Origin of the sequence: Stappia sp. TSB10GB4 (genome assembly GCF_900185745.1) — a bacterium.
Lineage (GTDB): Bacteria > Pseudomonadota > Alphaproteobacteria > Rhizobiales > Stappiaceae > Stappia.
In genome coordinates this window covers 179677-204868 of the sequence record NZ_FYAV01000047.1, presented here as the reverse complement: position 1 = coordinate 204868, position 25192 = coordinate 179677, and the positions used below count along the sequence as shown (strand labels likewise).

29 protein-coding genes are annotated in these 25192 nt (G+C 67.0%); 9 read left to right on the top strand and 20 right to left on the bottom strand.

The genetic code is table 11. The annotated features are described in order from the left end of the window. Nucleotide 1: 1 nt before the first annotated feature. The 4 genes from TSB10GB4_RS11390 to cobS form a co-directional block, all read right to left on the bottom strand. Nucleotides 2–718, bottom strand: coding sequence for a TIGR02281 family clan AA aspartic protease (locus tag TSB10GB4_RS11390; RefSeq protein ID WP_186395838.1), 717 nt, complete (start codon nucleotides 716–718; stop codon nucleotides 2–4). Continuing rightward, nucleotides 718–900 (bottom strand): DUF1289 domain-containing protein, encoded by a 183-nt coding sequence (locus tag TSB10GB4_RS11385; RefSeq protein ID WP_186389640.1) that lies wholly within the window; start codon nucleotides 898–900, stop codon nucleotides 718–720. The genes TSB10GB4_RS11390 and TSB10GB4_RS11385 overlap by 1 nt, the downstream gene beginning before the upstream one ends. A 51-nt stretch (nucleotides 901–951) precedes the next feature. After that, nucleotides 952–2103, bottom strand: a complete 1152-nt coding sequence (locus TSB10GB4_RS11380) for an alpha/beta hydrolase (protein ID WP_186395837.1) — start codon at nucleotides 2101–2103, stop codon at nucleotides 952–954. A gap of 127 nt (nucleotides 2104–2230) precedes the next feature. Then, complete coding sequence (cobS, locus tag TSB10GB4_RS11375; protein WP_186395836.1) at nucleotides 2231–3058, bottom strand: adenosylcobinamide-GDP ribazoletransferase; 828 nt, start codon at nucleotides 3056–3058, stop codon at nucleotides 2231–2233. Between the two features lie 107 nt (nucleotides 3059–3165). Here cobS and cobT point away from each other — a divergent pair, with 107 nt between their 5' ends. Next, nucleotides 3166–4194 carry a nicotinate-nucleotide--dimethylbenzimidazole phosphoribosyltransferase gene (gene cobT, locus TSB10GB4_RS11370; RefSeq protein WP_186395835.1) on the top strand — a complete coding sequence of 343 codons (1029 nt, stop codon included), beginning with the start codon at nucleotides 3166–3168 and terminating at the stop codon, nucleotides 4192–4194. Nucleotides 4195–4207: 13 nt separating this feature from the next. Here cobT and TSB10GB4_RS11365 read toward each other — a convergent pair whose 3' ends face one another. Beyond that, entirely contained in the window at nucleotides 4208–5257 is a 1050-nt protein-coding gene (locus TSB10GB4_RS11365; RefSeq protein WP_186395834.1) for a helix-turn-helix domain-containing protein, read from the bottom strand. 148 nt (nucleotides 5258–5405) lie between these two features. Here TSB10GB4_RS11365 and TSB10GB4_RS11360 point away from each other — a divergent pair, with 148 nt between their 5' ends. Then, nucleotides 5406–6458: a hypothetical protein gene (locus tag TSB10GB4_RS11360; protein WP_186395833.1), complete on the top strand. Its 1053-nt coding sequence runs from the start codon at nucleotides 5406–5408 to the stop codon at nucleotides 6456–6458. Between the two features lie 40 nt (nucleotides 6459–6498). Here the strand turns inward: TSB10GB4_RS11360 and TSB10GB4_RS11355 are convergent, their stop codons facing one another. Continuing rightward, nucleotides 6499–8067 (bottom strand): HAMP domain-containing sensor histidine kinase, encoded by a 1569-nt coding sequence (locus TSB10GB4_RS11355; RefSeq protein ID WP_186395832.1) that lies wholly within the window; start codon nucleotides 8065–8067, stop codon nucleotides 6499–6501. Nucleotides 8068–8226: 159 nt separating this feature from the next. Here TSB10GB4_RS11355 and TSB10GB4_RS11350 point away from each other — a divergent pair, with 159 nt between their 5' ends. The 3 genes from TSB10GB4_RS11350 (at nucleotide 8227) to TSB10GB4_RS11340 (ending at nucleotide 10108) form a co-directional block, all read left to right on the top strand. Further along, nucleotides 8227–8865 (top strand): uracil-DNA glycosylase family protein, encoded by a 639-nt coding sequence (locus tag TSB10GB4_RS11350; RefSeq protein ID WP_186395831.1) that lies wholly within the window; start codon nucleotides 8227–8229, stop codon nucleotides 8863–8865. Between the two features lie 223 nt (nucleotides 8866–9088). Beyond that, nucleotides 9089–9583: an Lrp/AsnC family transcriptional regulator gene (locus tag TSB10GB4_RS11345; protein ID WP_186390083.1), complete on the top strand. Its 495-nt coding sequence runs from the start codon at nucleotides 9089–9091 to the stop codon at nucleotides 9581–9583. Between the two features lie 24 nt (nucleotides 9584–9607). Continuing rightward, entirely contained in the window at nucleotides 9608–10108 is a 501-nt protein-coding gene (locus TSB10GB4_RS11340; RefSeq protein WP_186395830.1) for a DUF302 domain-containing protein, read from the top strand. A 61-nt stretch (nucleotides 10109–10169) separates the two neighbouring features. Here the strand turns inward: TSB10GB4_RS11340 and TSB10GB4_RS11335 are convergent, their stop codons facing one another. The 4 genes from TSB10GB4_RS11335 to TSB10GB4_RS11320 form a co-directional block, all read right to left on the bottom strand. Next, a complete protein-coding gene (locus TSB10GB4_RS11335) occupies nucleotides 10170–10589 on the bottom strand; it encodes a VOC family protein (RefSeq protein ID WP_186395829.1) in 420 nt (139 codons plus the stop codon). A 71-nt stretch (nucleotides 10590–10660) separates the two neighbouring features. Beyond that, nucleotides 10661–11512: an AraC family transcriptional regulator gene (locus TSB10GB4_RS11330; RefSeq protein WP_186395828.1), complete on the bottom strand. Its 852-nt coding sequence runs from the start codon at nucleotides 11510–11512 to the stop codon at nucleotides 10661–10663. Nucleotides 11513–11717: 205 nt separating this feature from the next. Continuing rightward, nucleotides 11718–12602, bottom strand: coding sequence for an NAD(P)-dependent oxidoreductase (locus TSB10GB4_RS11325; protein ID WP_186389631.1), 885 nt, complete (start codon nucleotides 12600–12602; stop codon nucleotides 11718–11720). 129 nt (nucleotides 12603–12731) lie between these two features. After that, complete coding sequence (locus TSB10GB4_RS11320) at nucleotides 12732–12875, bottom strand: hypothetical protein (RefSeq protein WP_186395827.1); 144 nt, start codon at nucleotides 12873–12875, stop codon at nucleotides 12732–12734. A gap of 115 nt (nucleotides 12876–12990) precedes the next feature. Between TSB10GB4_RS11320 and TSB10GB4_RS11315 the strand changes: the two genes are divergently transcribed. Beyond that, nucleotides 12991–13866 (top strand): LysR family transcriptional regulator, encoded by an 876-nt coding sequence (locus tag TSB10GB4_RS11315; protein WP_208984697.1) that lies wholly within the window; start codon nucleotides 12991–12993, stop codon nucleotides 13864–13866. On the opposite strand, the gene TSB10GB4_RS11310 is transcribed toward TSB10GB4_RS11315, so the two are convergent. The 10 genes from TSB10GB4_RS11310 to TSB10GB4_RS11265 all read right to left on the bottom strand — a co-directional run bounded on the left by TSB10GB4_RS11310 (nucleotide 13863) and on the right by TSB10GB4_RS11265 (nucleotide 22247). Then, on the bottom strand, nucleotides 13863–15026 hold the full coding sequence (locus tag TSB10GB4_RS11310) for a PLP-dependent aspartate aminotransferase family protein (RefSeq protein ID WP_186395825.1): 1164 nt from the start codon (nucleotides 15024–15026) through the stop codon (nucleotides 13863–13865). The genes TSB10GB4_RS11315 and TSB10GB4_RS11310 overlap by 4 nt on opposite strands. A gap of 92 nt (nucleotides 15027–15118) precedes the next feature. Further along, nucleotides 15119–15955: an ABC transporter permease gene (locus TSB10GB4_RS11305; RefSeq protein WP_186395824.1), complete on the bottom strand. Its 837-nt coding sequence runs from the start codon at nucleotides 15953–15955 to the stop codon at nucleotides 15119–15121. Then, nucleotides 15952–16665: an ABC transporter permease gene (locus tag TSB10GB4_RS11300; protein WP_186395823.1), complete on the bottom strand. Its 714-nt coding sequence runs from the start codon at nucleotides 16663–16665 to the stop codon at nucleotides 15952–15954. Before TSB10GB4_RS11300 ends, TSB10GB4_RS11305 begins: the two co-directional genes overlap by 4 nt. A 64-nt stretch (nucleotides 16666–16729) precedes the next feature. Then, nucleotides 16730–17506 (bottom strand): ABC transporter substrate-binding protein, encoded by a 777-nt coding sequence (locus tag TSB10GB4_RS11295; RefSeq protein WP_186389626.1) that lies wholly within the window; start codon nucleotides 17504–17506, stop codon nucleotides 16730–16732. Between the two features lie 205 nt (nucleotides 17507–17711). Further along, nucleotides 17712–19001, bottom strand: coding sequence for a gephyrin-like molybdotransferase Glp (gene glp / locus TSB10GB4_RS11290; protein ID WP_186395822.1), 1290 nt, complete (start codon nucleotides 18999–19001; stop codon nucleotides 17712–17714). Then, complete coding sequence (gene mobB / locus TSB10GB4_RS11285) at nucleotides 18976–19518, bottom strand: molybdopterin-guanine dinucleotide biosynthesis protein B (protein ID WP_186395873.1); 543 nt, start codon at nucleotides 19516–19518, stop codon at nucleotides 18976–18978. Before mobB ends, glp begins: the two co-directional genes overlap by 26 nt. 5 nt (nucleotides 19519–19523) lie before the next feature. Beyond that, nucleotides 19524–20150, bottom strand: a complete 627-nt coding sequence (gene mobA, locus TSB10GB4_RS11280) for a molybdenum cofactor guanylyltransferase MobA (protein WP_186395821.1) — start codon at nucleotides 20148–20150, stop codon at nucleotides 19524–19526. Next, the gene (fdhD, locus tag TSB10GB4_RS11275; protein ID WP_244570890.1) at nucleotides 20147–20968 is read right to left on the bottom strand and encodes a formate dehydrogenase accessory sulfurtransferase FdhD; all 822 of its coding nucleotides are present in this window, start codon (nucleotides 20966–20968) and stop codon (nucleotides 20147–20149) included. Before fdhD ends, mobA begins: the two co-directional genes overlap by 4 nt. A gap of 240 nt (nucleotides 20969–21208) precedes the next feature. Next, on the bottom strand, nucleotides 21209–21667 hold the full coding sequence (locus TSB10GB4_RS11270) for a BLUF domain-containing protein (protein ID WP_186395819.1): 459 nt from the start codon (nucleotides 21665–21667) through the stop codon (nucleotides 21209–21211). Between the two features lie 133 nt (nucleotides 21668–21800). Then, nucleotides 21801–22247, bottom strand: coding sequence for a BLUF domain-containing protein (locus TSB10GB4_RS11265; protein WP_186395818.1), 447 nt, complete (start codon nucleotides 22245–22247; stop codon nucleotides 21801–21803). A gap of 260 nt (nucleotides 22248–22507) precedes the next feature. Here TSB10GB4_RS11265 and TSB10GB4_RS11260 point away from each other — a divergent pair, with 260 nt between their 5' ends. From TSB10GB4_RS11260 to TSB10GB4_RS11250, 3 genes are all read left to right on the top strand, one after another. Next, the gene (locus TSB10GB4_RS11260) at nucleotides 22508–23689 is read left to right on the top strand and encodes an Mrp/NBP35 family ATP-binding protein (protein WP_186389619.1); all 1182 of its coding nucleotides are present in this window, start codon (nucleotides 22508–22510) and stop codon (nucleotides 23687–23689) included. Between the two features lie 481 nt (nucleotides 23690–24170). Next, the gene (locus tag TSB10GB4_RS11255; RefSeq protein WP_208984695.1) at nucleotides 24171–24845 is read left to right on the top strand and encodes a molecular chaperone; all 675 of its coding nucleotides are present in this window, start codon (nucleotides 24171–24173) and stop codon (nucleotides 24843–24845) included. Nucleotides 24846–24968: 123 nt separating this feature from the next. Continuing rightward, nucleotides 24969–25160, top strand: coding sequence for a twin-arginine translocation signal domain-containing protein (locus tag TSB10GB4_RS11250; protein ID WP_186395817.1), 192 nt, complete (start codon nucleotides 24969–24971; stop codon nucleotides 25158–25160). Nucleotides 25161–25192: the final 32 nt, after the last annotated feature.

Here is a 25192-nt window from a genome sequence, read left to right as displayed (position 1 = left end):
CTTACGGCTCCAGGATCAGCCGGTCGCCCTCGACGCGCCAGCTCCTCAGCCGGTCCATTGCCGACATGCCGAGCAGGCTCGTCTCCAGCGAGCCAGGGCGGGCGACGAAGGCGCGCAGGTCCGTCAAGGCGAAATCGGCGATCTCCAGCCGCTCGAGCCGGATGGTGGCGACCTCGGTACGGCCGTTCGCCGTCGACACCGGAACCGTGTAGGAGAGCGCTCCCGTGTCGATGCCGGCGGCGCGCGCGTCGGCGTCGGTCAGCGTCACCGCCGAGGCGCCGGTGTCGAACAGGAAGTCGACAGGGGCGCCGTTGACCCTGGCGGCAATGCGATAGTGGCTCGACCGGTCGCGGATGATGGTGATGGCCCCCGACTGCGGATCGGTGATCGCCATGCCGGGAACCAGCGTGCCGACGACCCGCCGTCCAACCACCTCAAGCTCGTCGCGCCAAGCATAGCCGGTGATCAGCAGGCCGGCGAGCGCGCCCCAGATCAGCAGGCTGCGCAACAGCGCCGGGACCTGGCGCGGCGAGGCGAGCATCGAGCCGCCGATCACGACAAGCAGGGCGAGCAGCGCCACGATGCGTGGCCCCGCATCCGAATGGCGGCCGTTGTTGCCCGGCATCTCGAAGCCGGCGAGATAGGCGATCACGGCGGCGATCATCACCGCGACAAGCAGGCCGATGACGACGAGACCGGCGGTTTTTCCGCGAAACATCAACTGACCTCCACAGGGCGCGGTGCACGGTCGGCGAGCACGGCATTGATCGCCCGGCGCTCGGCCTCGGAAAAGCTCGCCCAGCCGGCGATCTCGTCGAGGGTTCTGAGGCAGCCGGTGCACAGGCCGCTTGCCGGGTCGATCCGGCAGACGCGGATGCAGGGGCTGTCGCTGCCGGTCATGTCTCTCACTAGTCCTGTCGTTGCCGTGTCATTCGTCCCATGTGGGGGATTTCAGCGCTCGGACAAGACCGTGATCGGCATCGCCAGGATCTTCAGCGGGAAGGTCACGGCCGCCTTGGCGGTGTTGCCGACAATGTCGATGGGCGTTTCGGTCGGTCCCGATTTCTGCTTCAACTCGAGCGAACCCAAGGCTTTCTGCAGCTCTGGCGCCACCTGGGCGAGTTGCGCGAACTTGCCGTGATTGACCGGGTCGTCACCTTTCACATCGGTCAGGTCGATGACCACGGCGCCGAGCCTCGCCAGTTCCTCCTCGTCGCCATAGGCGCCGAGCCGCTCCCGCCCGCCGGCGATCAGCCTGGAGGCGGCGAGCGCCCGGTCGTCGCGCGAGACGAGGATGATATAGGGACGCTCGGGCTTGCCGGTGCGGCGCAACTGCGCCTTGAACACGTCTACATCGACATCCGGCGCCGCCATCGCCATCAGCCCGATCTTGTGGGCCGGCAGCGGCTTGCCGGAAATGCGGATCTGCCGCCCGGTCTCCATCAGCACCCAGTTGCCCATGGAATGGGCCAGCACGTTGATCTTTTCCGCGCTGGAGGAGGCCAGCAGCCTCAGGGTCTTCTCGAGACTGTCGCGGGCGATCGTGGCGCTGTTGGTGTCGTAGAGATAGCCGGTGACATCGCCGCTGGAGGCCCAGGTGAACAGCACCGGCACATGCGGCATACCGCTGTCATGCGCCAGTTGCACCGTCCGGTACAGCGCTTCGGGGAAGCGGGTGTTGTAGCCATGCACGAACAGGAAGACCTCGCGCTGGCCCTTGGGGCGTTTCGCCAGTTGGCGCTCCAGTTCGGCGCGGAAGCCGGCGTCGTCGATATAGCCGGCGGAGCGCAGGGTGAAGTCCTTGGCCGGATCCCCTGGCGGCGTGGTCGGCCACTCGATCGATCCCGGCTTGTGATCCGGCGGCACCGAGACCGTGGCAACCGCGTGGTCCAGCGCGTCCGCGCGCTCGCCGCTGAACAGGCTGCCGGGGGTCGTGTCACGGGCACGGGTGGTGGCGACGAGGATCTCGTGCGTCTTTGCGCCCGGCGCCGTGGCGTGGGTGGCCACCAGGCTGCCGGGTCCGGGACGACCGGCACAGGCGGCGAGCATGAGCGCGGTGATCAGGACGAGGACGAGGCGGCCGACAGGAGAAGGCTTGGGCATCGCCGGGGTCGTTCCGTCCCAGGTAAAAGCAACACTCGACACGCCGCAGACCTCACGCTTGCAACCGGGGGGCGGACCTGCCGCATGCCGGGAGGTCTTTCATAGCAGCTAATGCGGCGAGATGCAGTTACCGCGCAAGGCAGAAGCCGAGCAGCAGGGCAAGGAGCGCGACCTGCTGTGTCGCGCCGAGCACATCTCCCGTGTGGCCGCCGATGCGGGAACGGGCGAGCAATGCCATGCCGGCGGTCGACAGGAGGGCGAGCAGCAGGGCGGCGAGCAGGGCCGGCGCGGGGCGCACCGCCAGTCCGACAAGGAGCGCGGCAAGGCCGATGAGAGCTGCTGCGACGGCGGCGCGCCGGGAAGGCTGGCCGCTGGCAACGGCGAGTCCGTCGCGCCGGGCCGGGGCAAGCGCTGTCCACACGCCGACCATCACTGAGCGCGAGGCGGCTTCGGCAAGGATCAGCAGCAGGGCTGCGGCACCGGCACCGACCCGCTCCATCAGTGCGGCGAGAAGAACGCTGCGCAGGCCGACGGAGACGATCAGCGCCAGCGTGCCGAAGGCGCCGATGCGGCTGTCCTTCATGATCTCCAGCCGCCGCTCGCGCTGCTGCGCGCCGAAGAAACCGTCCGCGACATCGGCAAGGCCGTCTTCGTGCAGCGCGCCGGTAAGCATCATCGCGAAGGCGGCGGCTAGCAAGGCGGCAGCCAGCGCGGGGAGATCGGTCAGGCCGCAAAGCGCCAGCAGCACGGCCGGCGGCAGGGCGAGCAGGGCGCCGGCGACCGGCACCAGCCAGGCGGCGCGGGAGAAGGTGGGAAGCTGCGACGGATCGTCCAGCCGATTGACCGTCGGCACGGGCACGCGAGAGAAGAAGCGCAGGCAGGCCGCGAGGTCCGCGAGCGGCCGCAGCAGGACGGTGGCGATCCGGTCGTCCGGCACATCGGCCTCAGACTTCATTTTTCCCTCATCCGACTTTGCGAGCCCGCGCGTGCCGGTTTATAGATCGGCCCCCGCCCGCCGCCAAGATCGCGCGGAGCCCCGATTCCAGCCGGAGTTTCCAGCCCATGTCCCTTTCGCCCTCCGCGCTTCCCTTCGACGACATCCGCAACCTGGTGCGCCAGATGCCCGGACCCGATGAGGAAGCTGTCGCGGAAGTGCGCGCGCGCGACGCGCAACTGACCAAGCCCGCCGGTTCGCTCGGCAAGCTGGAAGAGCTCGCCGAATGGCTCGCCGGCTGGAGCGGCCGGGGCCGGCCGAAGGTGAGCCGGCCGGTGGTTGCGATCTTCGCGGCAAATCACGGTGTTGCCAACAGGGGCGTTTCGGCGTTTCCCGCCAGCGTCACCCGGCAGATGGTGGAGAATTTCGCGGCCGGTGGCGCCGCCATCAACCAGATCTGCATCGCCCACGATCTCGGCCTGAAGATCTTCGACCTGGCGCTCGACGTGCCGACCCCGGACATCGCCGAGGAGGATGCCTTCGACGAGGCGAACTGCGCCGCGACCATGGCCTTCGGCATGGAAGCGGTCGCCGGCGGCACGGATCTGCTGTGCATCGGCGAGATGGGCATCGCCAACACCACGGTCGCGGCGGCGGTGCTGGCCGGTCTCTTCGGCGGCGCGCCAGGCGACTGGGTGGGGCCGGGCACCGGTGTCGACGCCGAGGGCATGGCGCGCAAGCGCGCCGCCGTCGAGCAGGCCGTCGCCCGGATCGCCGGGACCAGCGATCCGCTAGAGGTGCTGCGCCGCCTCGGCGGGCGCGAGCTTGCCGCCATGGCCGGCGCCGTGCTGGCCGCGCGCCTGCAGCGCACGCCGGTGATCGTCGACGGCTTCGTCGCGACCGCCGCCGTCGCCGTGCTGCATGCGATGGATCCGCGCGCGCTCGATCATTGCCTGTTCGCCCATGTCTCCGCCGAACCGGCGCATCGCATGGCGCTGGAAAAGCTCGGCAAGACGCCGCTGCTCGATCTCGGCATGCGGCTCGGCGAAGGAACGGGCGCAGCGCTTGCCGCCGGTATCGTCCGCGCCGCCGCGCAGGTGCATGACGGCATGGCGACGTTCGCCGATGCCGGCGTCTCCGGCAAGAGCGAAGAGTGAGCACGAGCGGGCTTCAAAGGGGCGCGACGCGCGCCCGATAGGCGCTCGGCGTCTCGCCGGTGACGCGCAGGAATTCGCGGTTGAAGTTGGACTTGGTGTTGAAGCCGCTGGCCAGCATCGCGGTGGTGACGCTGTCGCCGGCCGCGAGCCGGACACAGGCGTGGCGGATGCGATAGCCGTTGACATGGCGCGACACGTTCTCGCCTTGCGTCCGATTGATCGCCGCGGAGAGCTGTTTCATCGGCACGTGCAGGCGGCGGGCGAGGCGGGCGAGCGTCAGGTCCGGATCGAGACAGGCGCCGCCGTCGTCAAGCAGCGTGTCGAGACGAGCCATCAACTCCCTGTCGGCCTCGGACTCCTGCAGCGGGTGGATCGGGCGCTCCGGCGGCGCGTCTTCCCCCGCGTCTTCCCCCGGGTCTTCGTCGTCTCCGGGGGCTGCCTCCGGGCGGGCGGCGAGAAGCGCCAGCAGCCCGACGGCGAGCAGCGCCACCGATGAGGTCAGGCTGACGACAACGGGCCGTACCCAGTCTGCGCCCGAAAGCAGCGCGGCGGCGATCGCCGTGTCGCTGGCCGCCGACAGCAGCAGCGAGGCGCCCACCGCCTGCCAGATCCGGCGGGGAAGCGGGCCGGCCTCGAACCGCGCCAGCGGCAGGTCCTTGCGGCCGCGCGCCTGCAGCAGGATCGCCAATCCATATCCGGCATAGAGGCCGACAAGGGCGGCGTCGGGAAGCCAGTGCAGCGCGCCATGACCAAGTGGAACCGAGAGGGCGGCGGCGAGCGGCGCCAACACATGCGGCAGATCGCGCGGCACGGCCGGCGCGCGGATCGCCGCCTGGTGGAAGGCGAGATAGGCGAGCGGCGGAACAAGGGACGCGGTGACCGGCAGCACCGGTTGCAGCGCGCCGATGCCGTAGTGCTGGACCAGAGAAATCAGGATGCCCTGCATCGCCGCCGACCCGAGCAGCAGCGGGAAGAGCGAAGGGCCGTCCCGCAGCAACACGAAGCGGCAGGCCAGGAATGCCAGCACGAGAGCGACGGCAAGGGGGATCGGCAGGACGAGCATGGAGGACCTTGAGGAACCGCAACAGGCGACGGACAGGCGCGTGTGTGGTGCACTATCCGGTTCCAGTCGTCCTCGATCCGGTTCGAGGACGCAAGAGCGGGCCGCCCGCGGCATTCGGGTCTCGTTGCCAACCCTTGGAGATCCCGCAATGAAACATCTCGTCCTCGCCGCCCTGCTTGCCGCTCTGGTGCCGGCGTCTCCCGTCGCGGCAGAATCGGCGGTGCTTGAACTTCCCGGCTTCGACCGGATGGACGTTCCGGCCCGCCACCGCGCCCTGCCGATCGCCGCATCGCTCTGGTATCCGGCCGGCCGCGCCACCTACCGGGCCGTCATCGGCGAGAATGCTCTCTTTACCGGGGTGCCGGCCTATGTCGGCGCGGCGGTAGCCGAGGGACGCTATCCGCTGATCCTGCTGTCGCATGGCTCCGGCGGGGCGATGGAGGGACTTGCCTGGCTGTCGGCGCGCCTTGCCGCGCAAGGTGCCATCGTGCTGGCGGTGAATCACCCCGGCACCACATCGGGCGATTCCTCGCCGCGCCGGACCATGCGGCTGACGCCGCGTGCCGCCGATCTGGGCGCCGCCCTGGAGGCCGTGCTCGGCGACCCGCAATTCGCGCCGCATATCGACCGGGAGCGCATCTCGGCCCTCGGCTTCTCGCTCGGCGGGACCACGGTCCTGGGTCTCGCCGGCATTCGCTTCGACGCCGAAGCCTTCGCCGACTATTGCCGCGAGGCCGGGGACGAGGCGGCCGGTTGCGACTTCCTGGCGAAGGGCGGCGTGCGGCTCGATGCGCTGCCCGAAGCGTTCTCGGCGGACATGCGGGACCTGCGCGTTTCCGCTGTTGTCTCGGTCGATCCCGGTTTCACCCATGCGGCGGTAGAGGGCAGTGTTGCCGGCGTCCGGGTTCCGCTGCTCTTCATCAATCTCGGCGAGGAGGACCGCTGGCCGGGGGTGGATGTCGGTCCGCAGGGCAGCGGCCTTGCTGAGCGAGTCGCGGATGCACGCCATGTCGCGGTAGCGCCGGCGTGGCACTTCAGCTTCCTCGGCCTGTGCAAGGACGGCGGGGCGGAACTGCTGAGAAAGTGGGAGGACGATCCGATCTGCGACGATCCGCGCGGGAGCGACCGGGCAACGGTGCATGAGGAGATCGTCGGGATCGTGGCGGACTTTCTCGGACTGTCCGGGGCGGCCGCCAAATAGAACGAAAGGGCTCGGCGAGGTGGCGGCGCGGGCTGCCGCCTCAGGAAGCCTTGCGCACCATCATGCGGCGGGCGGCGCTGCGGCGCGGGTCGGTGCCGCTGCCGGCCGCCTCTTCCAGCGCCGGCATGGCTTCGAGCACGCGTGAGGCGGGGAAGGTGACGATCACCTCCGTGCCCTCGCGCAGCTTCGAGCGCAGCTCGAACTTGCCGCCATGCATCTGCACCAGCGCCTGGACGATGGACAGGCCGAGGCCGGTGCCTTCCTCGGCGCTCTTGATGGCGATGGCGCCCTGACCGAAGGCCTGCATGACGACGGGGATCTCTTCCTCGGGAATGCCCGGGCCGTTGTCGCGGATCGAGATGTATTGCCCCCCGCCGGCGGTCCAGCCGGCCTTGATATGCACCTCGCCGCCCGAGGGCGTGAACTTCACCGCGTTTGACATCAGGTTGAGGATGACCTGGCGCACGGCCCGCTCGTCGATCCACAGCTTCGGCAGGTCGACCTCATAGGCTTCCGTGATGGTGATGTTCTTCTTGCGCGCGCGGATCGCCATCATGTGCTTGCAGTCGTCGAGGAGTTCGGCCAATGGCACGGCCTCCTCGCTGAGTTCGTAGCGACCTGCCTCGATGCGCGAGAGATCGAGGATTTCGTTGATCAGGTTCAGAAGGTGCTGGCCGGAATTGTGGATGTCGGACGCATACTCGCGATAGGTCTCGTTCTCCATCGGGCCGAGAAGCTGGTTCTTCATGACCTCGGAAAAGCCGAGAATGGCGTTGAGCGGCGTGCGCAGCTCGTGGCTCATCGTGGCAAGGAACCGCGACTTGGCGAGATTGGCTTCCTCGGCGCGCCGCCGCGCTTCGTCGGAAATGGCGTTGGCCTGTTCCAACTCGGAGATGAGGTGGTCCTTCTCGGCCCGGAAGGCCAGCATCGTCGCGGTGGAGACGTGGAGCTGGTTGCCGAGCATCAGGAAGAACCCTTGCGCGCCGATGGCCATCGCCATCATTGCGTAGTGGATCGCCGTCTGCTGGTTGAGAAAGGAGACGACGATCGCCAGCGTGATCGGCAGCGTGCCGGCAAGCAGGGCGCGCGGCAGACTCGCCGACAGCATGGTCAGCATGGCGATGACGATCAGCATCGTCGCAAACTGGAAGATCTCCGAGCCGTCATGGCCCGGCGCCGTCGACTGCAACAGGAAGAACCCCGCCCAGGACAGGCCGTAGAGCATGTCGCCGATGATCATCTGGCGGCGCCAGCGCGGCAGGTCCGCCTCCGCCGGCGCCTCGCGCTCGAAACGGCGGCAGGCCATCAGCAGCAGGACATGGGCGATGACGGTGAAAACCAGCCACCCGACCACGAGGTCGACCCGCATCCACAGCAGTGAGATGCCGCCGACGATCAACGCGAACAGCGGCAGCGCCAGGGCGGCGCTGAGCCGGTTCTTGGCGAAGGTGAGCAGCAGCTCGTATTCGAAGTTGGGGGCGGTGCCATCGGCGCTGGACAGCCGCTCGCGAACGCTGCGCACGGTCTTCGCCACGTCGCGCCGTCGCCGGGCGCGCTCGCTGTTGAGGGCCGTTTTCGCCTCGCTGCTGGTGGTGTCCTGCGCGGCCATGTGCTTCTGTGACCTGGTTGCCGGAAGCTTGTCCGGTTGGATCGAAACAGGGCCAGTGTGGTGACCAACCCTTAATATCCGCCTCAAGGATGTGGTTAACCAAACGTCACGGCCCTACATGGACAACGTCGAAACTGCCGGGGCGGGCAAGGAGAGCGGATGACGGCGGGAAGCGAACCATGGCTCGACGGGCTGGGGCGCGAAATCGGCGCCTGCCAGGCCTGCGTCAGCGCGCCGGTGGGACGGCCGCTGCCGCACGAGCCGAGGCCCGTCTGCGTGATGTCGTCGACCGCACGCATCGCCATCTGCGGCCAGGCGCCGGGCACGCGCGTGCATGCCAGTGGTCGCCCGTTCACCGACCCGAGCGGGGACCGGCTGCGCGAATGGATGGGCATTGGCGAGGACATTTTCTACGACGCCCGGCAGATCGCCATCGTGCCGATGGGCTTTTGTTTTCCCGGCCTCGACGACAAGGGCGGCGATTTGCCGCCGCGCCGCGAATGCCGGCGGATCTGGCACGACCGGGTGTTTGCCGCGATGCCGCAACTGCGGCTCAAGCTGGTGATCGGCAGCTATGCGCAGGCCTACCATCTCGGCCCTCACCGTCGCGGCTCGGTGCGCGAGACGGTCGCCGCGTGGCGGGAGATTCTGGAGGCAACGCGGGCCGAGGGCGTGGCGGCGCTGGCCCTGCCGCATCCGTCGTGGCGCAACAATGCCTGGTTGAAGCGCAATCCGTGGTTCGAAGAGGCGTGCCTGCCGGTGCTGAGGGCGGAGGTGACACGGTTTCTCGAGGGCTGAAAGGGCTCCCGCACCTGCCGGCCTGGCGACGGCAGGCGGCGCGTCGTCGAGGTGGGAGTTGACACTGGCGAGAAAACGCGGCAAGCGACGTGGGAATGAAAATTGGAAGAAAAATCCAATATTTCTCATAATCAGGCGATTTGAAGAAATTTCAGTTTATCTGATGTGAGATGTTGGAAAATTAATCCAAATAACCCTCAAGTCGACGAGCCAGGCCGCCATGATCGACCGTATCGACAGACGCATCCTTTCGATCCTCCAGGAGGATTGCACCATCCCGGTCGCCGAAATCGGTCGCCGCGTAGGGCTTTCCACGACGCCGTGCTGGCGTCGCATCCAGAAACTGGAGGAGGACGGGGTCATCCAGCGCCGGGTGGCGATCCTCGATCCGAAGAAGATCAACGTGAAGGTCACGGCCTTCGTGGCGATCACCACCTCGCGGCACAATGACGACTGGCTGCGCAAGTTCGCCGACGTCATCTCCGAGTTTCCCGAAGTGGTCGAGTTCTACCGGATGGCCGGACAGGTCGATTACCTGTTGCGGGTGGCGGTGCCCGACATTGAGGCCTACGATGCCTTCTACAAGCGGTTGATCGCCAAGATCGACATTTCCGATGTCTCCACCTCTTTCGCGATGGAGCAGATCAAGTCGACGAGCCAGCTTCCGCTCAGCTATGTCCAGACGGAGAAGCCGCGCGCCGAGCGGGACGAGCAATAGGTGCGCCAGCACGGGAGGCGACGCATGGGACCGCAATCGCAAGGACAGGGGCCGGCATGGCGATGGCGGCTGGCTGCCGGCCTGATGGCGTGCGCCATCTCTGCCCCGGCGATGGCGGCCGACGGGCCGCAGATCCGTCAGGTCGAGCGAGCATACGAAGATGTCCGCTTCGACCTGGAGAACGCGATCATCAATCGGGGCCTTGTCATCGACCATGTCTCCAATGTCGGCGAGATGCTCGCTCGCACCGGCGCCGACGTGGGATCGCAGACGGAGGTCTTCGTGAGTGCCGAAGCGATGCTGTTCTGCTCCGCCCGCCTGTCGCGCGCGGCGATGGAGGCGGCGCCGGAAAACGTCGCCTTCTGCCCTTATTCGGTGTTCCTCTATGAGACGCCGGATGCGCCCGGAAAGGTCTCCGTCGGTTATCGCCCGCTTCCTGAAGCGGGCAGCGAGGCATCGCGGGCGGCCATCGCCGAGGTGAACGCGCTGCTCGCCGGCATCGTCGAGGAAGCAAGCGGCGAGTGAGCCGTCTGGCGCGGGCGCCAAGCATGGCTCCCCAATTGGTCCTGTCTCGTCTGACCCTGTCTTAGCTGCTCTCGCCGACCTTCGGCCAATAGGTGCCGAAGCACCAGACATTGTCCTCCGGGTCGCGGCAGATGAACTCGCGGCTGCCGTAATCGCGGGTGACGATGGGCTCGACAATGACGGCGCCTGCAGCTTCGGCGCGGGCGAAGGCCGCATCGATGTCCTCGACCGCGATGTAGAGGGTCTTTCCGGCCGGTCCGTCCGGCTGGCCGACGATCTGCGCGAAATCGTCGTCGCGGGCCTGCCCCAGCATCAGGATGGAACTGCCGAGCGCGAGTTCGGCATGGGCGATCGTGCCGTCCGGTGCCTCGTGACAGGCGTGGACGGTAAAGCCGAAAGCCTCTTGCAGCCACTCGACCATCTGGCGGGCGTTGCCGAAGCGAAGGGCAGGGAAGATGCAGGGGGCAGGGCGCGTTGTCATGGATCACCTTTGTCCTCGTTGCAGAGCGGGACAGCGATAGCGGCTCTGCCCCGCCGGCGATTGAACAAATGTCACCTGACCGGCAGGTCCTCCCAGGTTGCGGCGCCGAACTCGTCAAGGCTCCGCCACCAGGCGCGCGGTGTAAGCCCCGCGAAGTCCTCGAACTCGCGGATCATGTGGGCCTGATCGGCATAGCCGCCGGAGAAGGCGATATCGGCCCAGTCGGGCCGTTGCGTCGCACGCGCGAGCGCCTGGACGCGATTGAAGCGGGCGATGCGGGCAACGGTCTTCGGCGAAAGGCCGATTTCACGGGAGAAGCGCTGCGACAGATGCTTGCGGCTCCAGCCGATCCTGGCGGCGAGGTCGGCGACGCGGTGTACCGCACCCGCGGCGAGCAGGCCGTAGGCGGCCTCCACCAGCGGAACCGTCGCCTCTCCGGCGGCTCCCCCAAGGCGGGCGGCAAGGAAGGCCTGTGCGCAGTCGAGCCGGGCGCACCAGTCGTCAAGATCCTCCAGTCTGCGGAGGAGTTCGCCGACCTCGCGATGGGCAAGGTCGGACAGGGGCACCATGCGCCCCGCAAACTCGGCAGCCGGAACGCCCAGCAGGCGCTGCGCCCCGACCGGCGTCAGGTTGATCTGAAGGCATGCGGACCGACCGTTGGAGGCGATGAAGACGCGAGCCGTATCAAGACCGGCGATAAAGCTCGGTCGCTCGTCATCCGAGCCAGGTGCTCGGCCGAGGCCGATGCGGAACGGGTCGCGGAAGCTGATAATCAGCGGCACGGCGAGCGAGGCGGTTTCGATCTGCCGAACGGCGCGACCGGCCGTCTCCTCATAGGCGGCAATGTCCGTGTAGAAGGCGCGCAGATGCAGCGGCGCTTGCCGGCGCATGAAGACGACGCCGCAATCGACGGGGGCTGTCATGCCAGGGGTATGCGGATCGGGACCATCCGTCTGTGCCGGGCCCGCGAACTGACGCCTCTTGTTTCGCTCGCTCATGCCGCAGGCGCTCCCGTTCTCGCTACGCGCCGCCTTCCCGTCAGAGTGACAAGGTGACGAGAGCGGGGACGTGGCGCACCCCGCCCGCTCCGGCAGCCTGGCGGCCAACGGAGCGGAGAGGGCGTAAAGGCTACTTGCCCTTGCCGGCGTTTTCGAGGCGGGCGATCAGGCTGGACGTGTCCCAGCGGTTGCCACCCATCGCCTGGACTTCCGCATAGAACTGATCGACCAGCGCGGTGACCGGCAGGCGGGCGCCCGTTTCGTTGGCCGTCTTCAGGCAGATGCCGAGGTCCTTGCGCATCCAGTCGACGGCGAAGCCGAACTCGAACGTGCCGTCACGCATGGTCTGCCAGCGGTTTTCCATCTGCCAGGACTGGGCCGCGCCCTTGGAGATGACCTCGATCACCTTGGCGACGTCGAGATCCGCCGTCTTGGCGAAGTGGATTGCCTCCGACAGACCCTGCACCAGGCCGGCGATGCAGATCTGGTTGACCATCTTGGTGAGCTGACCGGCTCCGGCCGGGCCCATGTGCCCGACCATCTTGGCGAAACACTCGATGACGGGACGGGCGGTCTCGTAGGTGTCGGCATCGCCGCCGACCATCACGGTCAGCGCGCCGTTTTCCGCGCCCGCCTGGCCGCCGGACACCGGCGCGTCGAGGAAGCTGCAGCCCTTTGCCTTGGCCGCCTCGTAGAGTTCGCGGGCGACCTCCGCCGAGGCGGTGGTGTTGTCGACGAAGATCGCGCCCTTCTTCATGCCGTGGAAAGCGCCGTCAGGGCCGGTCGTGATCGAACGCAGGTCGTCGTCGTTGCCGACGCAGGAGAAGATGAAATCGCACCCCTCCGCCGCCGCAGCAGGGGTCGCGGCGTGGGTGCCGCCATGCTGCGCCGCCCATTTCTCGGCCTTGGCCGCGGTGCGGTTGTAGACGGTGACCTCATGGCCGCCGCGCGACCTGAGATATCCGGCCATCGGATAGCCCATGACACCGAGACCGATGAATGCAACCTTCGCCATTGCGCCCCTCCGCTTGAATTTGCTGGCTGAACCGCCCCGGACGAGGCGGTGTGCAAATGCTGTCGGACCCTGTTTAGCGCATCGCGAGGCCAGAGTCAGGGGGAGGGGCGCAGGCGCTGCGGCCGCCCGTCACTCGCCGTCGTGCGACAGGATCGGCGCAAGGGCGCGGCGGGGCGCGGGTCGGCGGATCCGGCGCGGCGCGTCAACGGGAGGCGAGATCCGGTCCTCGGCGCGCAGGGCGATCAGGTAGGTTCGTGCAAGCAGGTCAATCATGTTCCGCTCCGCGGCAAGAGTGTTGATCGCGGAAAGAATTGCGGTTTTCTCCCGTTCATGCGACTCAGGAAAAACGTCTGAATGTAAGTGAGGCTTACAGATGGATTGGAGCCGAATGCCTTCGCTTGCCGGCCTGCGCGCCTTCGCCGCTGTCGCCGAGGCCGGCACGCTGGCCGGGGCGGGACGGACGCTGAATGTCAGCCATGCGGCGATCAGCCAGCAGGTGCGGGCGCTGGAGGCATTTCTCGGCGCCGAACTGGTGGTCCGGCAGGGGCGGGGAATCGTCCTGACACAGGAAGGACGCGCTCTCGCCGGGCATATCGAGGACGCCTTCTCGCGGATGCACCGCGCGGTCGCGGAACTGACCGACGCGGACCGCACCCGCCCGCTGCAGGTGACCATGACGCCGGCCTTCGCGGTGAGCTGGCTGATGCCACGCATCTCGGAATTCCGCCATCGGCATCCGGACATCGAGTTGATGTTGAACCCAACCGCTCAGGTCGTGGACCTGGAACCGGGCGGTGTCGATCTCGCCATCCGTTTCGGCAATGGTCGGTGGCGGGGGCTCGTATCGGAGCCGCTGCTGCTGACCGGTTTCGTGGTGGTGGCGGCACGCTCGCTCGTCGGCGACACGGATTTCTCGGACCTGACGCGGCTGCGGGACTATCCCTGGCTGCAGGAACTCGGCACCAACGAGAGCGCCAACTGGTGGCAGCGGCAGGGCATCGCCCCGGCAAAGGGCATCAACCTGCATCTGCCGGGCTACATGATGCTGGAGAGCCTGCGGCGCGGCGACGGGGTGACCGCGGCCGCGCGCGCCTTTATCGAGCCGGAGATCCGCTCGGGCCAGTTGCGGGTCCTGTTCGAGGACCAGGAGCGCGGCAACGGCTATCATCTGGTCACGCGGCCCGGGGTGCAGCGGCCGCCGCTCAAGGCCTTCATCGCCTGGCTGCGGAGCCACCGCGATCGGCAGGGGGACGCGTCGGATTAACGGGCAAGCGGCGCAAGGGCGGAGGAAAGATCCGCGATCAGGTCCTCCGCATCCTCGATACCGATGGACAGGCGCAGCAGGTTGACCGGGATGCCGGTGGCGTCCCCTTCGATCGTGTGGCGATGCTCGACAAGGCTCTCGACGCCGCCGAGCGACGTCGCCCGCTTGATCAGTGTCAGCCGCCCGGCGACGGCCAGAGCTTCCGCGGCGCCGCCCTTGACGAGGCAGGACATCAGATAGCCGCCCTTGGTCATCTGCCGGCGCGCGGCCTCATGGCTCGCATGGCCCGCAAGCCCGGGATAGAACACCGCTTCGATGGCGGGATGCGCGGCGAGCATCTCGGCGACGGCCTGTGCATTGGCGCACATCCGCTCCATGCGCAGGGACAGGGTGCGCAAGCCCCGCAGCAGCAGATAGGCCTCGAAGGGGCCGAGCACCGCACCGGAATCGTGCCGCTCCTCGCGGATGAAGCGCCAGACGTCGCTGTCGGCGTCGCGGCAGGTGACGATGCCGGCCAGCACGTCGGAATGGCCGTTCAGCGCCTTGGTCGCCGAATGCAGGACGAGGTCGGCGCCAAGATCGAGCGGTCGCATGAGCAGGGGCGTTGCGGCGGTGGCATCGACGACGAGAACCGCCTTCAGGCCATGCGCCGTCTCGGCGATCGGGGCAATGTCGGCGACCGTCAGCCAGGGGTTCGACGGCACTTCGAGCAGGACGAGATTCGGGCCGGTTTCGCGCAGCGTTTCGCAGAACCGGGCGGTGTCGCTCGCGTCCGCCTCGATCAGGGCGATGCCGGCATGGGCGCAGTGCTTGCGCAGCCAGGATGTGGTGCCCCAGTAGATGCCGGCCTGCGCGACGATGGTGCCGCCCGGCCGGACGCTGCGCAGCACTGCGGCGACCGCCGCCATGCCGGAGGCGAAGACGCGGCTGTCCGCGCCGTTCTCCAGGCGCGCCATCAGGCTTTCGATCTGGCGCGGCAGGTCGCTGTCGTCCCGCGAATAAAGGTGCGCGGCACTGGTCAGCCGGTAGTCCGCGTCGCGGGCGAAGGTCGTCGCGGTGTGGATCGGCGGGACCACCGCGCCGGTCGCCGGATCGACGCCGCCGCCGCCATGGGCGAGGAGCGAGGCGGGAGAAAGGCGGCGGTCGGACGTGTCGGCCATGGAAAGACTCCGGTGGGAAAGGTGTCCGGCAGGGGTAAACGCGCAACGCCTTTCCCGCAATGGGGCAGGTTGCACCAGCCGATGAGAAGGGCTCAACTGCGCCGCAGATGGCGGGTCAGGCGCAGTTCGATCTCGTCCCAGATCCGCCGCAAGGTCTCCACCACGATCAGGTAGAGCACGGCGGCCCAGATATAGGCCTGGAAGTCGAAGGTCCGGGAATAGGCGCGGCGTGTCTCGCCCATCAGGTCGAAGATCGTCACCAGAGAGACGATGGCGGATCCCTTGATCATCAGGATCAGTTCGTTGCCGTAGGGGCGCAGCGCCACGATCAGCGCCTGCGGCAGGATCACCTTCCAGAAGGTGACGCCTTTACGCAGCCCCAGCGCGGCCGCCGCCTCCCATTGCCCCTTGTCGACGTTCCTCACCGCCCCGCGCAGGATCTCCGCCTGGTAGGCGGCGGTGTTGAGCGTGAAGGCGAAGACCGCGCAATACCAGGCGTCCCGGAAGAACCACCACAGGCCGATATCGCTGAGGAAGGGGCGGAAGCTGCCGGCGCCATAATAGATCAGGAAGGTCTGCGCGAGCAGCGGCGTGCCCCGGAAGAAGTAGACATAGGCATAGGCGATGCCCGAGAGGACCGGGTTCCGCGAGGCGCGGGCCAGCGCCACGGGCAGCGACAGTGCGGCACCCGCCACCATCGACAGGCCGACCAGTTGCAGGGTCACCACGATGCCGTCGAGGTATTTCTCCCAGTAGTTGCGGACAAAGTCCGACATCACGTTTTCGGCAAGGTAGTAGAGCAGGCTGGCGCCGGCGACGATCCATAGCGCCATGAGCAGGTGGCCGGCGACGCGGGTACCGCTCCAGCCTCGTGAAGGAACCGGCGGGGCCGGGCGGGCCGGGATGGTCTCGCGGCTGATCCAGCTCATCGCGATGCCTCCCCACGGCGGGTCCAGGTCTCGATCCGCGACAGGCCGATGGAGGAGATCATCGCCAGCATGAGATAGATGAGGCAGGCCCCGCCGAAGAACAGGAACGGCTCCTTGGTCACCCGCGCGGCAATGCCGGCCCATCGCAGCAGGTCATCAAGGCCGATGGCCGAGACGAGCGCGGTTTCCTTCAGGAGGATCAGCCAGAGATTGCCGAGCGCGGGCAGGGCGAGGCGGATCAATTGGGGCAGGATGACGAGGCGCATCGTCTGGGGACGGCTGAGGCCAAGTGCATAGCCTCCCTCGTATTGCCCCTGCTTGATGCCGCGAAAGGCGGAGAGGAAGGCCTCCGAGGCATAGGAGGAGAAGACCAGCGACAACGCCACCATTCCGGCGACGAAGGAGTTGACGTTGACCGTGGCGCCGGGAACGAAGAGCCGCGCGACCTCGTTCAGCAGCATCTGCACGCCGTAATAGACGAGGAACAGCGTCAGCAGTTCGGGCAGGCCACGGAAGATCGTGGTGTAGATATTGGCGGCGGATCGTAGCGAAGGCTCACCGGAATTCTTGGCAAGCGCGATCAGGAAACCGAGAACGAGGCCGAACGGCAACGATGACAGGGCCAGAGCGACGGTGACGAGCACGCCACGCGCGATCTCATCGCCCCAGCCGTCCGGGCCGAACGATATCAGAGTGAGGATGTCGGTCATGCGCCGGAACCGCTGGTCTTGGCGGGGCGGCAGCAGACTGCCGCCCCGCGTATGTCAACGGTCGTCAGCCGCCATAGACGTCGAAGTCGAAATACTTCGACTGGATCTCTTCATAGGTGCCATTGGCGCGGATCGCCTCGATGGCCTTGTTGAAAAGTTCCTTCAGCTCCGGCTCGTTCTTGCGAATGGCGATACCGGCGCCTTCGCCATTGATGACCGGATCCGGAGTCAGGGTACCGAGCAGCTTGCAGCAGGCGCCGTCGTCGGTGCCGAGCCACTCGGACAGGACCACTACGTCGTCGATCACCGCGTCGATGCGGCCCGAGGCGATGTCCAGCTTGTACTCGTCCGGGGTCGGATAGAGCTTCAGTTGCGCATCGCCGAGCTTGGCCTCGGCATAGTTGGAGTGGGTGGTGGACGACTGCGCTCCGAGCAGCTTGCCGGCAAGCGCTTCCTTGGTGGCTTCCGAGATGTCGCTGTCCTTCGGGACGGCGATCGCCGGCGGCGTGTTGTAGTACTTGTTGGTGAAGTCGACGCTCTGCAGGCGCTCCTCGGTGATCGACATGGAGGCGATCACAGCGTCGAACTTGCCGGCCTGCAGGGCCGGAATCATCCCGTCCCAGTCCTGAACGACGAACTCGCATTCCACCTTCATCTCGGCGCAGAGCGCCTTGGCGATGTCGATGTCGAAGCCGACGAGCTGGCCGTCGGAGGTCAGATTGTTGAAGGGAGGATAGGCGCCTTCGGTGCCGATCAGCACCTTGCTCCAGTCCTTGGCCTCGGCGGCGCCGACGGTAACAATCGCGAGAGCGGCGGCAGCCGCGATCTTCATGAAACGCATCATGTATCCCCTGCGGTACTGTTTTTGCCCGCGTCCTTGTTGTCGGCGCGGGATCAGATTTCATACTCCCACCAAAATTGTCCGGAGTTCAACCGCTTTACGCTGCGTTGTCCCCATCGGTCATGCGGAATAGGAACATTGTCCCGCAACCGTCACCAGTATTGGAAGGGTGTCGTAAGGGAATGGGCAAGGACTGTCGGGGGCTTCACCGTGCAGCGAGGCCATAGTCGCCGAAACTGATGAAATCGACAGGCTGCCCTTCGGTCACCGCTGTGACCTCCTCGGGGATCTCGATCAGGCCGTCGGCCTCACGCAGGGAGGTGATGAGGCCGGAGCCGTCGCGGGCGAACTTGCGCACAACCGTGCGCCCGCTCGCATCGCGGTCGAGACTGCCGCGATAGAACTCGCGGCGGTCGGGTTTCTTCTTCGGCACGCTGAACGCAGCCGGGATCTGGTAGCGCACCGGCTCGAAGAAGGTGCCGCCGCCAAGCGCCGACAGGACGGGCAGGACGTAGAGAAGCCCGCAGACCATCGCGGCGACGGGATTGCCCGGCAGGCCGAGGGTGACGCAGGTGCCGATGCGGCCGAAATTCATCGGCCGCCCCGGCTTGATGGCGAGTTGCCACATGTGCCGGCTGCCGAGAGCGTCGATGGCGCTGACCAGATGGTCCTCTTCGCCGCGGGACGCGCCGCCGGTGGTGACGATGACGTCGTGATCGGTGGCGGCCGCCGTCAGGGCGTCGCGCACGGCATCGGCGCGGTCCGGCAGGATGCCGAGGTCGGTGATCTCGACACCGCTCGCGGCAACCAGTCCGGAGAGGAGAAAATGGTTGCTGTCGTAGACACCGCCGATGGGGAGCGGCTCGCCGGGACGGCGCAACTCGTCGCCGCTGGAGACCAGTGCCACGCGAAGCCGGCGGAACACCTCGACGCGATCGGTGCCGGTGGAGGCGATCGCGGCGATGTCTTGCGGCCGCAGTCGGGCGCCGGATCGCACCAGGACATCGCCAGCGGCGAGGTCTTCGCCGGCCCTGCGCCGGTTGGCGCCCGGCTTGAGGCCGGGGGGAATGCGAACGAAGGTTCGGCCGCCGCGTTCCGTTGCCTCGCAATCCTCCTGCATGGCGACCGTATCGGCGCCGTCCGGCATCACTGCGCCAGTGAAGATGCGTGCCACGCTGCCGGGGGCAAGCGGCGCGTCCGGTGCGTGGCCGGCCGCGATGCGGGCGGAGAGAGGCAGAAGTCCATCGGTGGCGGCTGCATGGTCCGCATGACGGAAGGCATAGCCGTCGACGGCGGAATTGTCGAAAAGCGGCACGTTCTGAGGGGCCGAGACGGATTGTGCCAGGATGCGGGCATGGGCGTCGCCGAGCGCAATGTTCTCGCACTCGGCGACGGGCGCGATCCGCTCGCGCAGGATCGCCAGCGCCTCGCCGTGGCGCAGCCGGTCGCGGTCGTGCAGGAAGCAGTCGTCAAGCAGTGGTCTGATCGAAGCCATGTCGCGTCCCGGAAAGACCGCATATGCTCAGGATGAAGCCGGCGATGCCGTCGATATCGTCCAGATGGTAGACCGGCAGGGCCGTCTCCGCCACGGCGCCGTCCGAGGCGATGGCGACCACATGCGGATCGCCAGGCGACAACGGCTCGCCGCGCGTAGCGGCAGCGCGGCGCAGTTCCAGCTTCGGCAGGGCCGCGCGCTTGTAGCCCTCGACCAGCACAAGATCGCAGGGCGACAAGCGCGCAAGGATCTGGTCCAGAGACGGCTCGGCCTCGCCGCGCAACTCGTGCATCAGGGCCCAGCGACGCCCCGACACCAGCGCGGTCTCAACGGCACCGGCCGCGCGATGGCGATGGCTGTCGGTGCCCTCCTGGTCGATGTCGACGGCATGATGCGCGTGCTTGACGGTGGCGACGCGAAAGCCCCGCGCCGTGATCGTGGCAACCAGCCTTTCGGTCATCGTCGTCTTGCCGCTGTTCTTCCATCCGGCGATGCCGAAGACGGGGGGCTTGTGCATGTCTCTCATGCGCCTGCCTTCACAAGGTCTTCCGCTGCCTTGAGGTCCTCGGGCGTGTTGACGTTGAAGAAGGGATCGGGCGCGCCTGGCGGCGGCGTGAAGTCGGCGCTGGCATTGGGATGGATGTCGACGAAGGCGAGCACTTTTCGCGTGGTTCCCTCGCGCAGGAAGGTTTCGAGCGAATCGGCGACGCAGACCGGCCAGTAGCCGAAAACAGGATGCATGTGGCCGTCGGACCGGGCGAGCACGATGCGGCCCGGCTCCACCCCGCGCGCGGCGAGGAGCCGGGCGGCAAGGTCCTCGGGAAAGAACGGCGTGTCGCCTGCAACGGAGACGATCCCCTCGGCCTCTGGCGCATGCGCCTGCGCCCAGCGAAGGCCGGCGAGAACTCCCGCCAGCGGCCCGGCGAACCCTTCGACCGGATCCGGGACGACCGGAAGGCCGAAGCCGGCGAAGCGCCCGGCCTCACCATTGGCGTTGAGCACGAGAGGGCCGACCTGCGGCCGAAGCCGCGCGATGACGCGGGCGAGCATCGTCTCGCCGGCAAGCGGCAGCAGCGGCTTGTCGCCGCCACCCATGCGGCGGGCAAGGCCGCCGGCGAGAACGCATCCAGCGAGACCTGCAGTGCTCATGCGGCGTCGTCCTCGCGGCGCGAGCCCTTGCGGGCATGGCGCGGGTCCTCGCGGTCACCGGTCTCCGGCAGAGCGTCGTACTCGACCCGCTCAGGCCCCGACAGCACGACGAAGCGCTGGCCGCGCGCCCGGCCGACCAGCGTCAGCCCGACCCGTCGGGCAAGCTCGACGCCCCAGGCGGTGAAGCCGGAGCGGGAGACGAGAATGGGGATGCCCATCATTGCGGTCTTGATGACCATCTCAGAGGTCAGCCGGCCGGTCGTGTAGAAGATCTTGTCCTGTGACGGAATGTCGTTCAGCCACATCCAGCCGGCGATCTTGTCGACGGCGTTGTGTCGGCCGACGTCTTCCATATAGGCGACTGCCCGGTCTTCCTGGCACAGCACGCAGCCATGGATTGCCCCGGCCTCCAGGTAGAGCGACGGCTGGGTGTTGATCTTGCGGGTGAGGGCGTGGAGCCAGGAGGTGCGAAGGCGGGCGGCCGGATCGAGCGAGATCTCGTCGAAACGCTCCATCACATCGCCGAAGACGGTGCCTTGCGCGCAGCCGGAGGTGCGCACCTTCTTCTTCATCTTCTCCTCGTAGTCGGTCGCGCGCTCGGTGCGCACGACCACGACGTCGAGATCCTCGTCATGATCGATGCCGGTGATGCGGTCGTCCGGCCGCAGCATGTTCTGGTTGAGCAGATAGCCGACCGCCAGCAGATCCGGCTGGTCGCCGATCGTCATCATCGTGACGATCTCCTGCGCGTTGAGATAGAGCGTCAACGCGCGCTCGCTAACGACGCGAATCTCGACCTCGCGGCCGTTCTGGTCCACGCCCGTGACGGGCGAGGACAGGCGCGCGTCCTGCGGATCGGGGCGGACGACAAAGTCGGGGAGCCTCGCCGAAAGGGGGGCTTTTGAGCGATCTGACTCGGGGTCTTTCCGGGGGTCTTGCAAGGCATCCTCCCTGCCACGCCTGCCGAACGCCGCCCGGGCGGGGCGCTGCTGCGGCGCGGCTGCGTTGCCGCACAGGTTAGGGAAGGAGAGGCAAGGCTGGCAAGGGCGCCGATGCGATCAGGCGGACAGCGCGCGCGGCTGTCTGTCTTGGCGCACTTGCCGGGCCGCGCTGAAGATGATCGCCGAGACGAGATCGTCGTAGCTCGCAAGGTCCGGCGCCTGGCAGATCGGAATGTAGAGGCTCGACAGAACGCCCTCATGCGAATCGAGAGCATCTGCGAAGAACAGCGGCAGGTCGGGCAGCAGGCGCGAAGTATCTCTGCGCCTGTCGAGCACCAGGCAACCGCCGTGGCGCGCGTCGTCGACGATCCGTGCATAGGTACTCTCCACCGCGTCGCCGTCGCCCTCCAGGATCTGGAAGAACGTGTTGCCGGCCAGCAGCAGTGCGCCTGTGAGCCCGTCGCGGGCATTGTTGCGGCGGGCGACCGCGAGCAGGCGGTCGACTTCTTCGTCGAGCGACAGTGTCATCTCGCTGAAGTTGATCCTGCTCCGGTAGCTCAGCCGGGTAATGGTCATGGACTGCCTCGATGCGTCGTTCATGCCAGACAGTCTAGTAACAACCCCTTCGCGTTCGGTAAGCGGAATTCCGAATTGTTGCGTGTGATCATTAACTTGCCGGCAAGCAAGCGGTTTGCGGGGGAAGGTCCCGTCAAACCAGCATCGCAGCGCGGGTGTAGCGGCACCCGTCCAGCCGCTCGGCGACGCAAAGCATGGCCTTGCGGGCCTGGTCGAGCGAGACGGGGGCCGGCTGCTCCAGCAGTTCGGCAACTCCTGCGGGAACCTCGACCCGGCTGTCGGCGAGACAGAGCCAGCAATGCGGGAACAGGCGGGTAGCCAGCGGACCGCTGCACAGCGGACCGGTTCCGCCAAGACGCAGATCGTCGACAATGCTGGACCGGCTGTCGGTCAGGCCCGAGGCTTCGCCTTCGAGCCAAACGACGACCTGATCGCCATGGAGCAGGATCGCCCCGGTGACGCCATTGAGGCGGTTGAGATGGCGGAAACGGTCAAGCAGACGGTCGATGTCCGCGCCGGACAGTCCGTCGAGCAGGCTGCCGCGAAGAGGGGCCCTATAACAGATCGCACTCAGTACCATGTTCTCGATCCTTGCACGTCAAGGCACCCCAGCCATGTCAGCAGTTTGCCGCGCAAGGTCTCCATCAATGGTTAAGAAGCCGCTGACGTGACCTTGAAATCTTGCGGAAAACGGCGATTTCGCAAGGGAACAGCCGGTTGGGCGGGCACGCCGGGCGGCTGCGGCGGGAAAGCAATTGACCTTTGCGGGCGCAGCCTTACGTTCCGCCCATGTGAACGGGCACGGAAGTCATGATGTTCTGGAAGAAAAAGAGGGATGCAATGCCAACGCGCGAAGAGGTCCTTGCCGAGCTCTCCAAGGTCAAGGGGCCGGATCTCGAGGGGGACATCGTGTCGCTTGGCCTTGTCTCGGATATTTTCATCTCCGAGGGGCGGGTGATCTTCTCGATCACCGTCCCGGCGGAGCGCGCCGAGGAACTGGAGCCCATGCGCCAGGCCGCCGAAAAGGTGGTCGGCAAGCTGGCGGGCGTGGAAAAGGTGCTGGCCGCGCTCACGTCCGAACGGCGGCCCGGCGCGGGGGGGAGCGCACCAGCCGTGAGACCCGCGCCGGCCGCCCGCGACGCCGGCAACGTGCCGCCGCCGATGCAGCGCCGTGCGGCGCCTGCAGCGCCTGAGCAGGGGGCAAAGCCGGGTGTGCCGGGCGTGAAGGCGATCATCGCGGTGGCCTCCGGCAAGGGCGGCGTCGGCAAATCGACGACGACCTGCAACCTGGCCCTGGCGTTGCAGGCGAACGGGCTCAAGGTCGGCGTGCTCGACGCGGACATCTACGGCCCGTCGATCCCGCGGCTCTTTCGTGTTTCCGGCCGGCCGGAACCGGTGTCGGGCCGCATCCTCAAGCCGCTGGAAGGCTACGGCATCAAGGTGATGTCGATGGGCTTCCTGGTGGACGAGGAGACCCCGATGATCTGGCGTGGGCCGATGGTGATCTCGGCCATCACCCAGATGTTGCGCGAGGTGGCCTGGGGCGAACTCGACGTGCTGGTGGTCGACATGCCCCCCGGCACGGGCGATGCGCAACTGACCATGGCGCAGAACGTGCCGCTGGCCGGCGCGGTGATCGTGTCGACGCCGCAGGATCTGGCGCTGATCGACGCGCGCAAGGGGCTCAACATGTTCCGCCGGGTCGACGTGCCGCTGCTCGGCATCGTCGAGAACATGAGCTATTTCCTGTGCCCCGACTGCGGCGGACGACATGACATCTTCGGCCATGGCGGCGCGCGCGCCGAGGCCGAGAAGCTGGGCGTTCCGTTCCTCGGCGAGGTGCCGCTCGACATGGCCATCCGCATCAACTCCGACGCGGGAACGCCGGTGACGGTGACCGATCCGGAGGGGGCCCATGCCGCGATCTATCGCGAGATCGCGGCGAAGGTCTGGGCCGAGATCGAGCGCAATCGCGAGGACGGGCAGCGCGCCGCACCGCGCATCGTCATCGAGAGCCAGTGAAGCGGGTTTGACAGATGTGGCCCGTTTCGCGGACGGGCCCGCGCTCAAGCGGCGGGTTCAGGGATCCGACAGATCATCTGCTGATCTGGTTTTCCTGCGGCTTCTGACATGATTCAGAGCCTGCTGAAGATGCGCAGGTCGGACTGAACCCGGGCCGGCTTCGCCTGTGATGTGGTCTTGCGAGGGCCTCGCGGTCGATCCGCGAGGCCTTTTGCGTGCTCGCGGCGGATTCGCCTTTTCCGGAACCGGACTCGCCGACGCTCTTTTCAGGTCGGACGCCAAATCTCCGGAAGCCGTTTGTGCAGAGCACAACCGCATGGCCGTCGACGGCGGTGTATTTTGTGTCATTTTACGTCTTTTTGTCCCGAAAAATTCCGTCAACCTCATGAAATACATGAGAAAGACATGTGCGTTGCAAAATCGAAAGCGTTTGCACCTGCCCGGTCAAAATGACACTCTGCAATAGAGGGAGAGCCATTGGATGACCAGCAGACCGGGTGCCGGGACTGCCGTCGAGGCGAGTACCGTAGCGACGGACAGCAGCAACGTCGACGGAAGGATGAGCATCGTTGCCGAGGATCGGGAGCGGGCTATTCTCTACGGCATATTGGCGAGCGGCCTCGAGGGTCCTGTCGATCACGGCTGGTTGAACGCGGTGGCCGGCCTGCCGCGGCTGGAGGGCGACATCGGGGCCTGCCTGGCGGATCTCTCCCGCTCGGCGTCTCAAGCTGACCCGTTGGCGCTAAGGCGCGATTACCACGATCTCTTCATCGGCGTCGGGCGAGGCGAACTCGTCCCCTATGCATCCTATTACCTGACCGGTTTTCTAAATGAGAAGCCGCTGGCATTGCTGCGGCAGGACATGCGCCGCCTCGGGATCGAGCGCGATCCCGATGTGCACGAGCCGGAAGACCACATCGCCGCGCTGTGCGCCGTGATGGCCGGGCTCATTGATGGCAGCTTCGGCGTCGATCAGGATGCGGAAAGCAGCTTCTTCCGCACGCATCTGGCGACCTGGGCGCCGTATTTCTTCAAGGATCTGGCGACGATCGCCATCGGAGACCTCTACCCGGCGCTCGGGCGGCTGGGGCAGGCGTTCATCGCCCTGGAGATCGAGGCCGACAGGCTGTTTGGAGAGCGCCGCAAGGCGGGCTGAGGATCGTGCCCGGGAATCGCCGGGCGAACCGGCGGCGGCCACAGAGCGCCGCTCAAGACAGATGACTGGACGAGACTAAACTAAACGAGGCGAGACTGGGCAAGACTGGACCAAGAGGGTGCCATGAGACGCAAGGATACAGCGATCGAGGCGGATCGCCGGAGTTTTCTGAAACTGGCCGGACTTGGCGCGGTGGCCGGAACGGCCACGCTCGTGGCGGGCGAGGCCGGGGCCGAAGAGGCGGCCAAGACCGCTGGCAGCGGCTATCGGGAAACCGAGCATGTGAAGACCTTCTACGACACGGCGCGGTTCTGAGCTCGAAAGAGCCGTGAGGCAGACTGAAGCCG

Excerpts from the sequence above, each read along its gene's own strand:
- TSB10GB4_RS11390 (WP_186395838.1), bottom strand. The coding sequence starts at position 718 with ATGTTTCGCGGAAAAACCGCCGGTCTCGTCGTCATCGGCCTGCTTGTC.
- TSB10GB4_RS11385 (WP_186389640.1), bottom strand. The coding sequence starts at position 900 with ATGACCGGCAGCGACAGCCCCTGCATCCGCGTCTGCCGGATCGACCCG.
- TSB10GB4_RS11380 (WP_186395837.1), bottom strand. The coding sequence starts at position 2,103 with ATGCCCAAGCCTTCTCCTGTCGGCCGCCTCGTCCTCGTCCTGATCACC.
- cobS (WP_186395836.1), bottom strand. The coding sequence starts at position 3,058 with ATGAAGTCTGAGGCCGATGTGCCGGACGACCGGATCGCCACCGTCCTG.
- cobT (WP_186395835.1), top strand. The coding sequence starts at position 3,166 with ATGTCCCTTTCGCCCTCCGCGCTTCCCTTCGACGACATCCGCAACCTG.
- TSB10GB4_RS11365 (WP_186395834.1), bottom strand. The coding sequence starts at position 5,257 with ATGCTCGTCCTGCCGATCCCCCTTGCCGTCGCTCTCGTGCTGGCATTC.
- TSB10GB4_RS11360 (WP_186395833.1), top strand. The coding sequence starts at position 5,406 with ATGAAACATCTCGTCCTCGCCGCCCTGCTTGCCGCTCTGGTGCCGGCG.
- TSB10GB4_RS11355 (WP_186395832.1), bottom strand. The coding sequence starts at position 8,067 with ATGGCCGCGCAGGACACCACCAGCAGCGAGGCGAAAACGGCCCTCAAC.
- TSB10GB4_RS11350 (WP_186395831.1), top strand. The coding sequence starts at position 8,227 with ATGACGGCGGGAAGCGAACCATGGCTCGACGGGCTGGGGCGCGAAATC.
- TSB10GB4_RS11340 (WP_186395830.1), top strand. The coding sequence starts at position 9,608 with ATGGGACCGCAATCGCAAGGACAGGGGCCGGCATGGCGATGGCGGCTG.
- TSB10GB4_RS11335 (WP_186395829.1), bottom strand. The coding sequence starts at position 10,589 with ATGACAACGCGCCCTGCCCCCTGCATCTTCCCTGCCCTTCGCTTCGGC.
- TSB10GB4_RS11330 (WP_186395828.1), bottom strand. The coding sequence starts at position 11,512 with ATGACAGCCCCCGTCGATTGCGGCGTCGTCTTCATGCGCCGGCAAGCG.
- TSB10GB4_RS11325 (WP_186389631.1), bottom strand. The coding sequence starts at position 12,602 with ATGGCGAAGGTTGCATTCATCGGTCTCGGTGTCATGGGCTATCCGATG.
- TSB10GB4_RS11320 (WP_186395827.1), bottom strand. The coding sequence starts at position 12,875 with ATGATTGACCTGCTTGCACGAACCTACCTGATCGCCCTGCGCGCCGAG.
- TSB10GB4_RS11315 (WP_208984697.1), top strand. The coding sequence starts at position 12,991 with ATGCCTTCGCTTGCCGGCCTGCGCGCCTTCGCCGCTGTCGCCGAGGCC.
- TSB10GB4_RS11310 (WP_186395825.1), bottom strand. The coding sequence starts at position 15,026 with ATGGCCGACACGTCCGACCGCCGCCTTTCTCCCGCCTCGCTCCTCGCC.
- TSB10GB4_RS11305 (WP_186395824.1), bottom strand. The coding sequence starts at position 15,955 with ATGAGCTGGATCAGCCGCGAGACCATCCCGGCCCGCCCGGCCCCGCCG.
- TSB10GB4_RS11300 (WP_186395823.1), bottom strand. The coding sequence starts at position 16,665 with ATGACCGACATCCTCACTCTGATATCGTTCGGCCCGGACGGCTGGGGC.
- TSB10GB4_RS11295 (WP_186389626.1), bottom strand. The coding sequence starts at position 17,506 with ATGCGTTTCATGAAGATCGCGGCTGCCGCCGCTCTCGCGATTGTTACC.
- glp (WP_186395822.1), bottom strand. The coding sequence starts at position 19,001 with ATGGCTTCGATCAGACCACTGCTTGACGACTGCTTCCTGCACGACCGC.
- mobB (WP_186395873.1), bottom strand. The coding sequence starts at position 19,518 with ATGCACAAGCCCCCCGTCTTCGGCATCGCCGGATGGAAGAACAGCGGC.
- mobA (WP_186395821.1), bottom strand. The coding sequence starts at position 20,150 with ATGAGCACTGCAGGTCTCGCTGGATGCGTTCTCGCCGGCGGCCTTGCC.
- TSB10GB4_RS11270 (WP_186395819.1), bottom strand. The coding sequence starts at position 21,667 with ATGACCATTACCCGGCTGAGCTACCGGAGCAGGATCAACTTCAGCGAG.
- TSB10GB4_RS11265 (WP_186395818.1), bottom strand. The coding sequence starts at position 22,247 with ATGGTACTGAGTGCGATCTGTTATAGGGCCCCTCTTCGCGGCAGCCTG.
- TSB10GB4_RS11260 (WP_186389619.1), top strand. The coding sequence starts at position 22,508 with ATGCCAACGCGCGAAGAGGTCCTTGCCGAGCTCTCCAAGGTCAAGGGG.
- TSB10GB4_RS11255 (WP_208984695.1), top strand. The coding sequence starts at position 24,171 with ATGACCAGCAGACCGGGTGCCGGGACTGCCGTCGAGGCGAGTACCGTA.
- TSB10GB4_RS11250 (WP_186395817.1), top strand. The coding sequence starts at position 24,969 with ATGAGACGCAAGGATACAGCGATCGAGGCGGATCGCCGGAGTTTTCTG.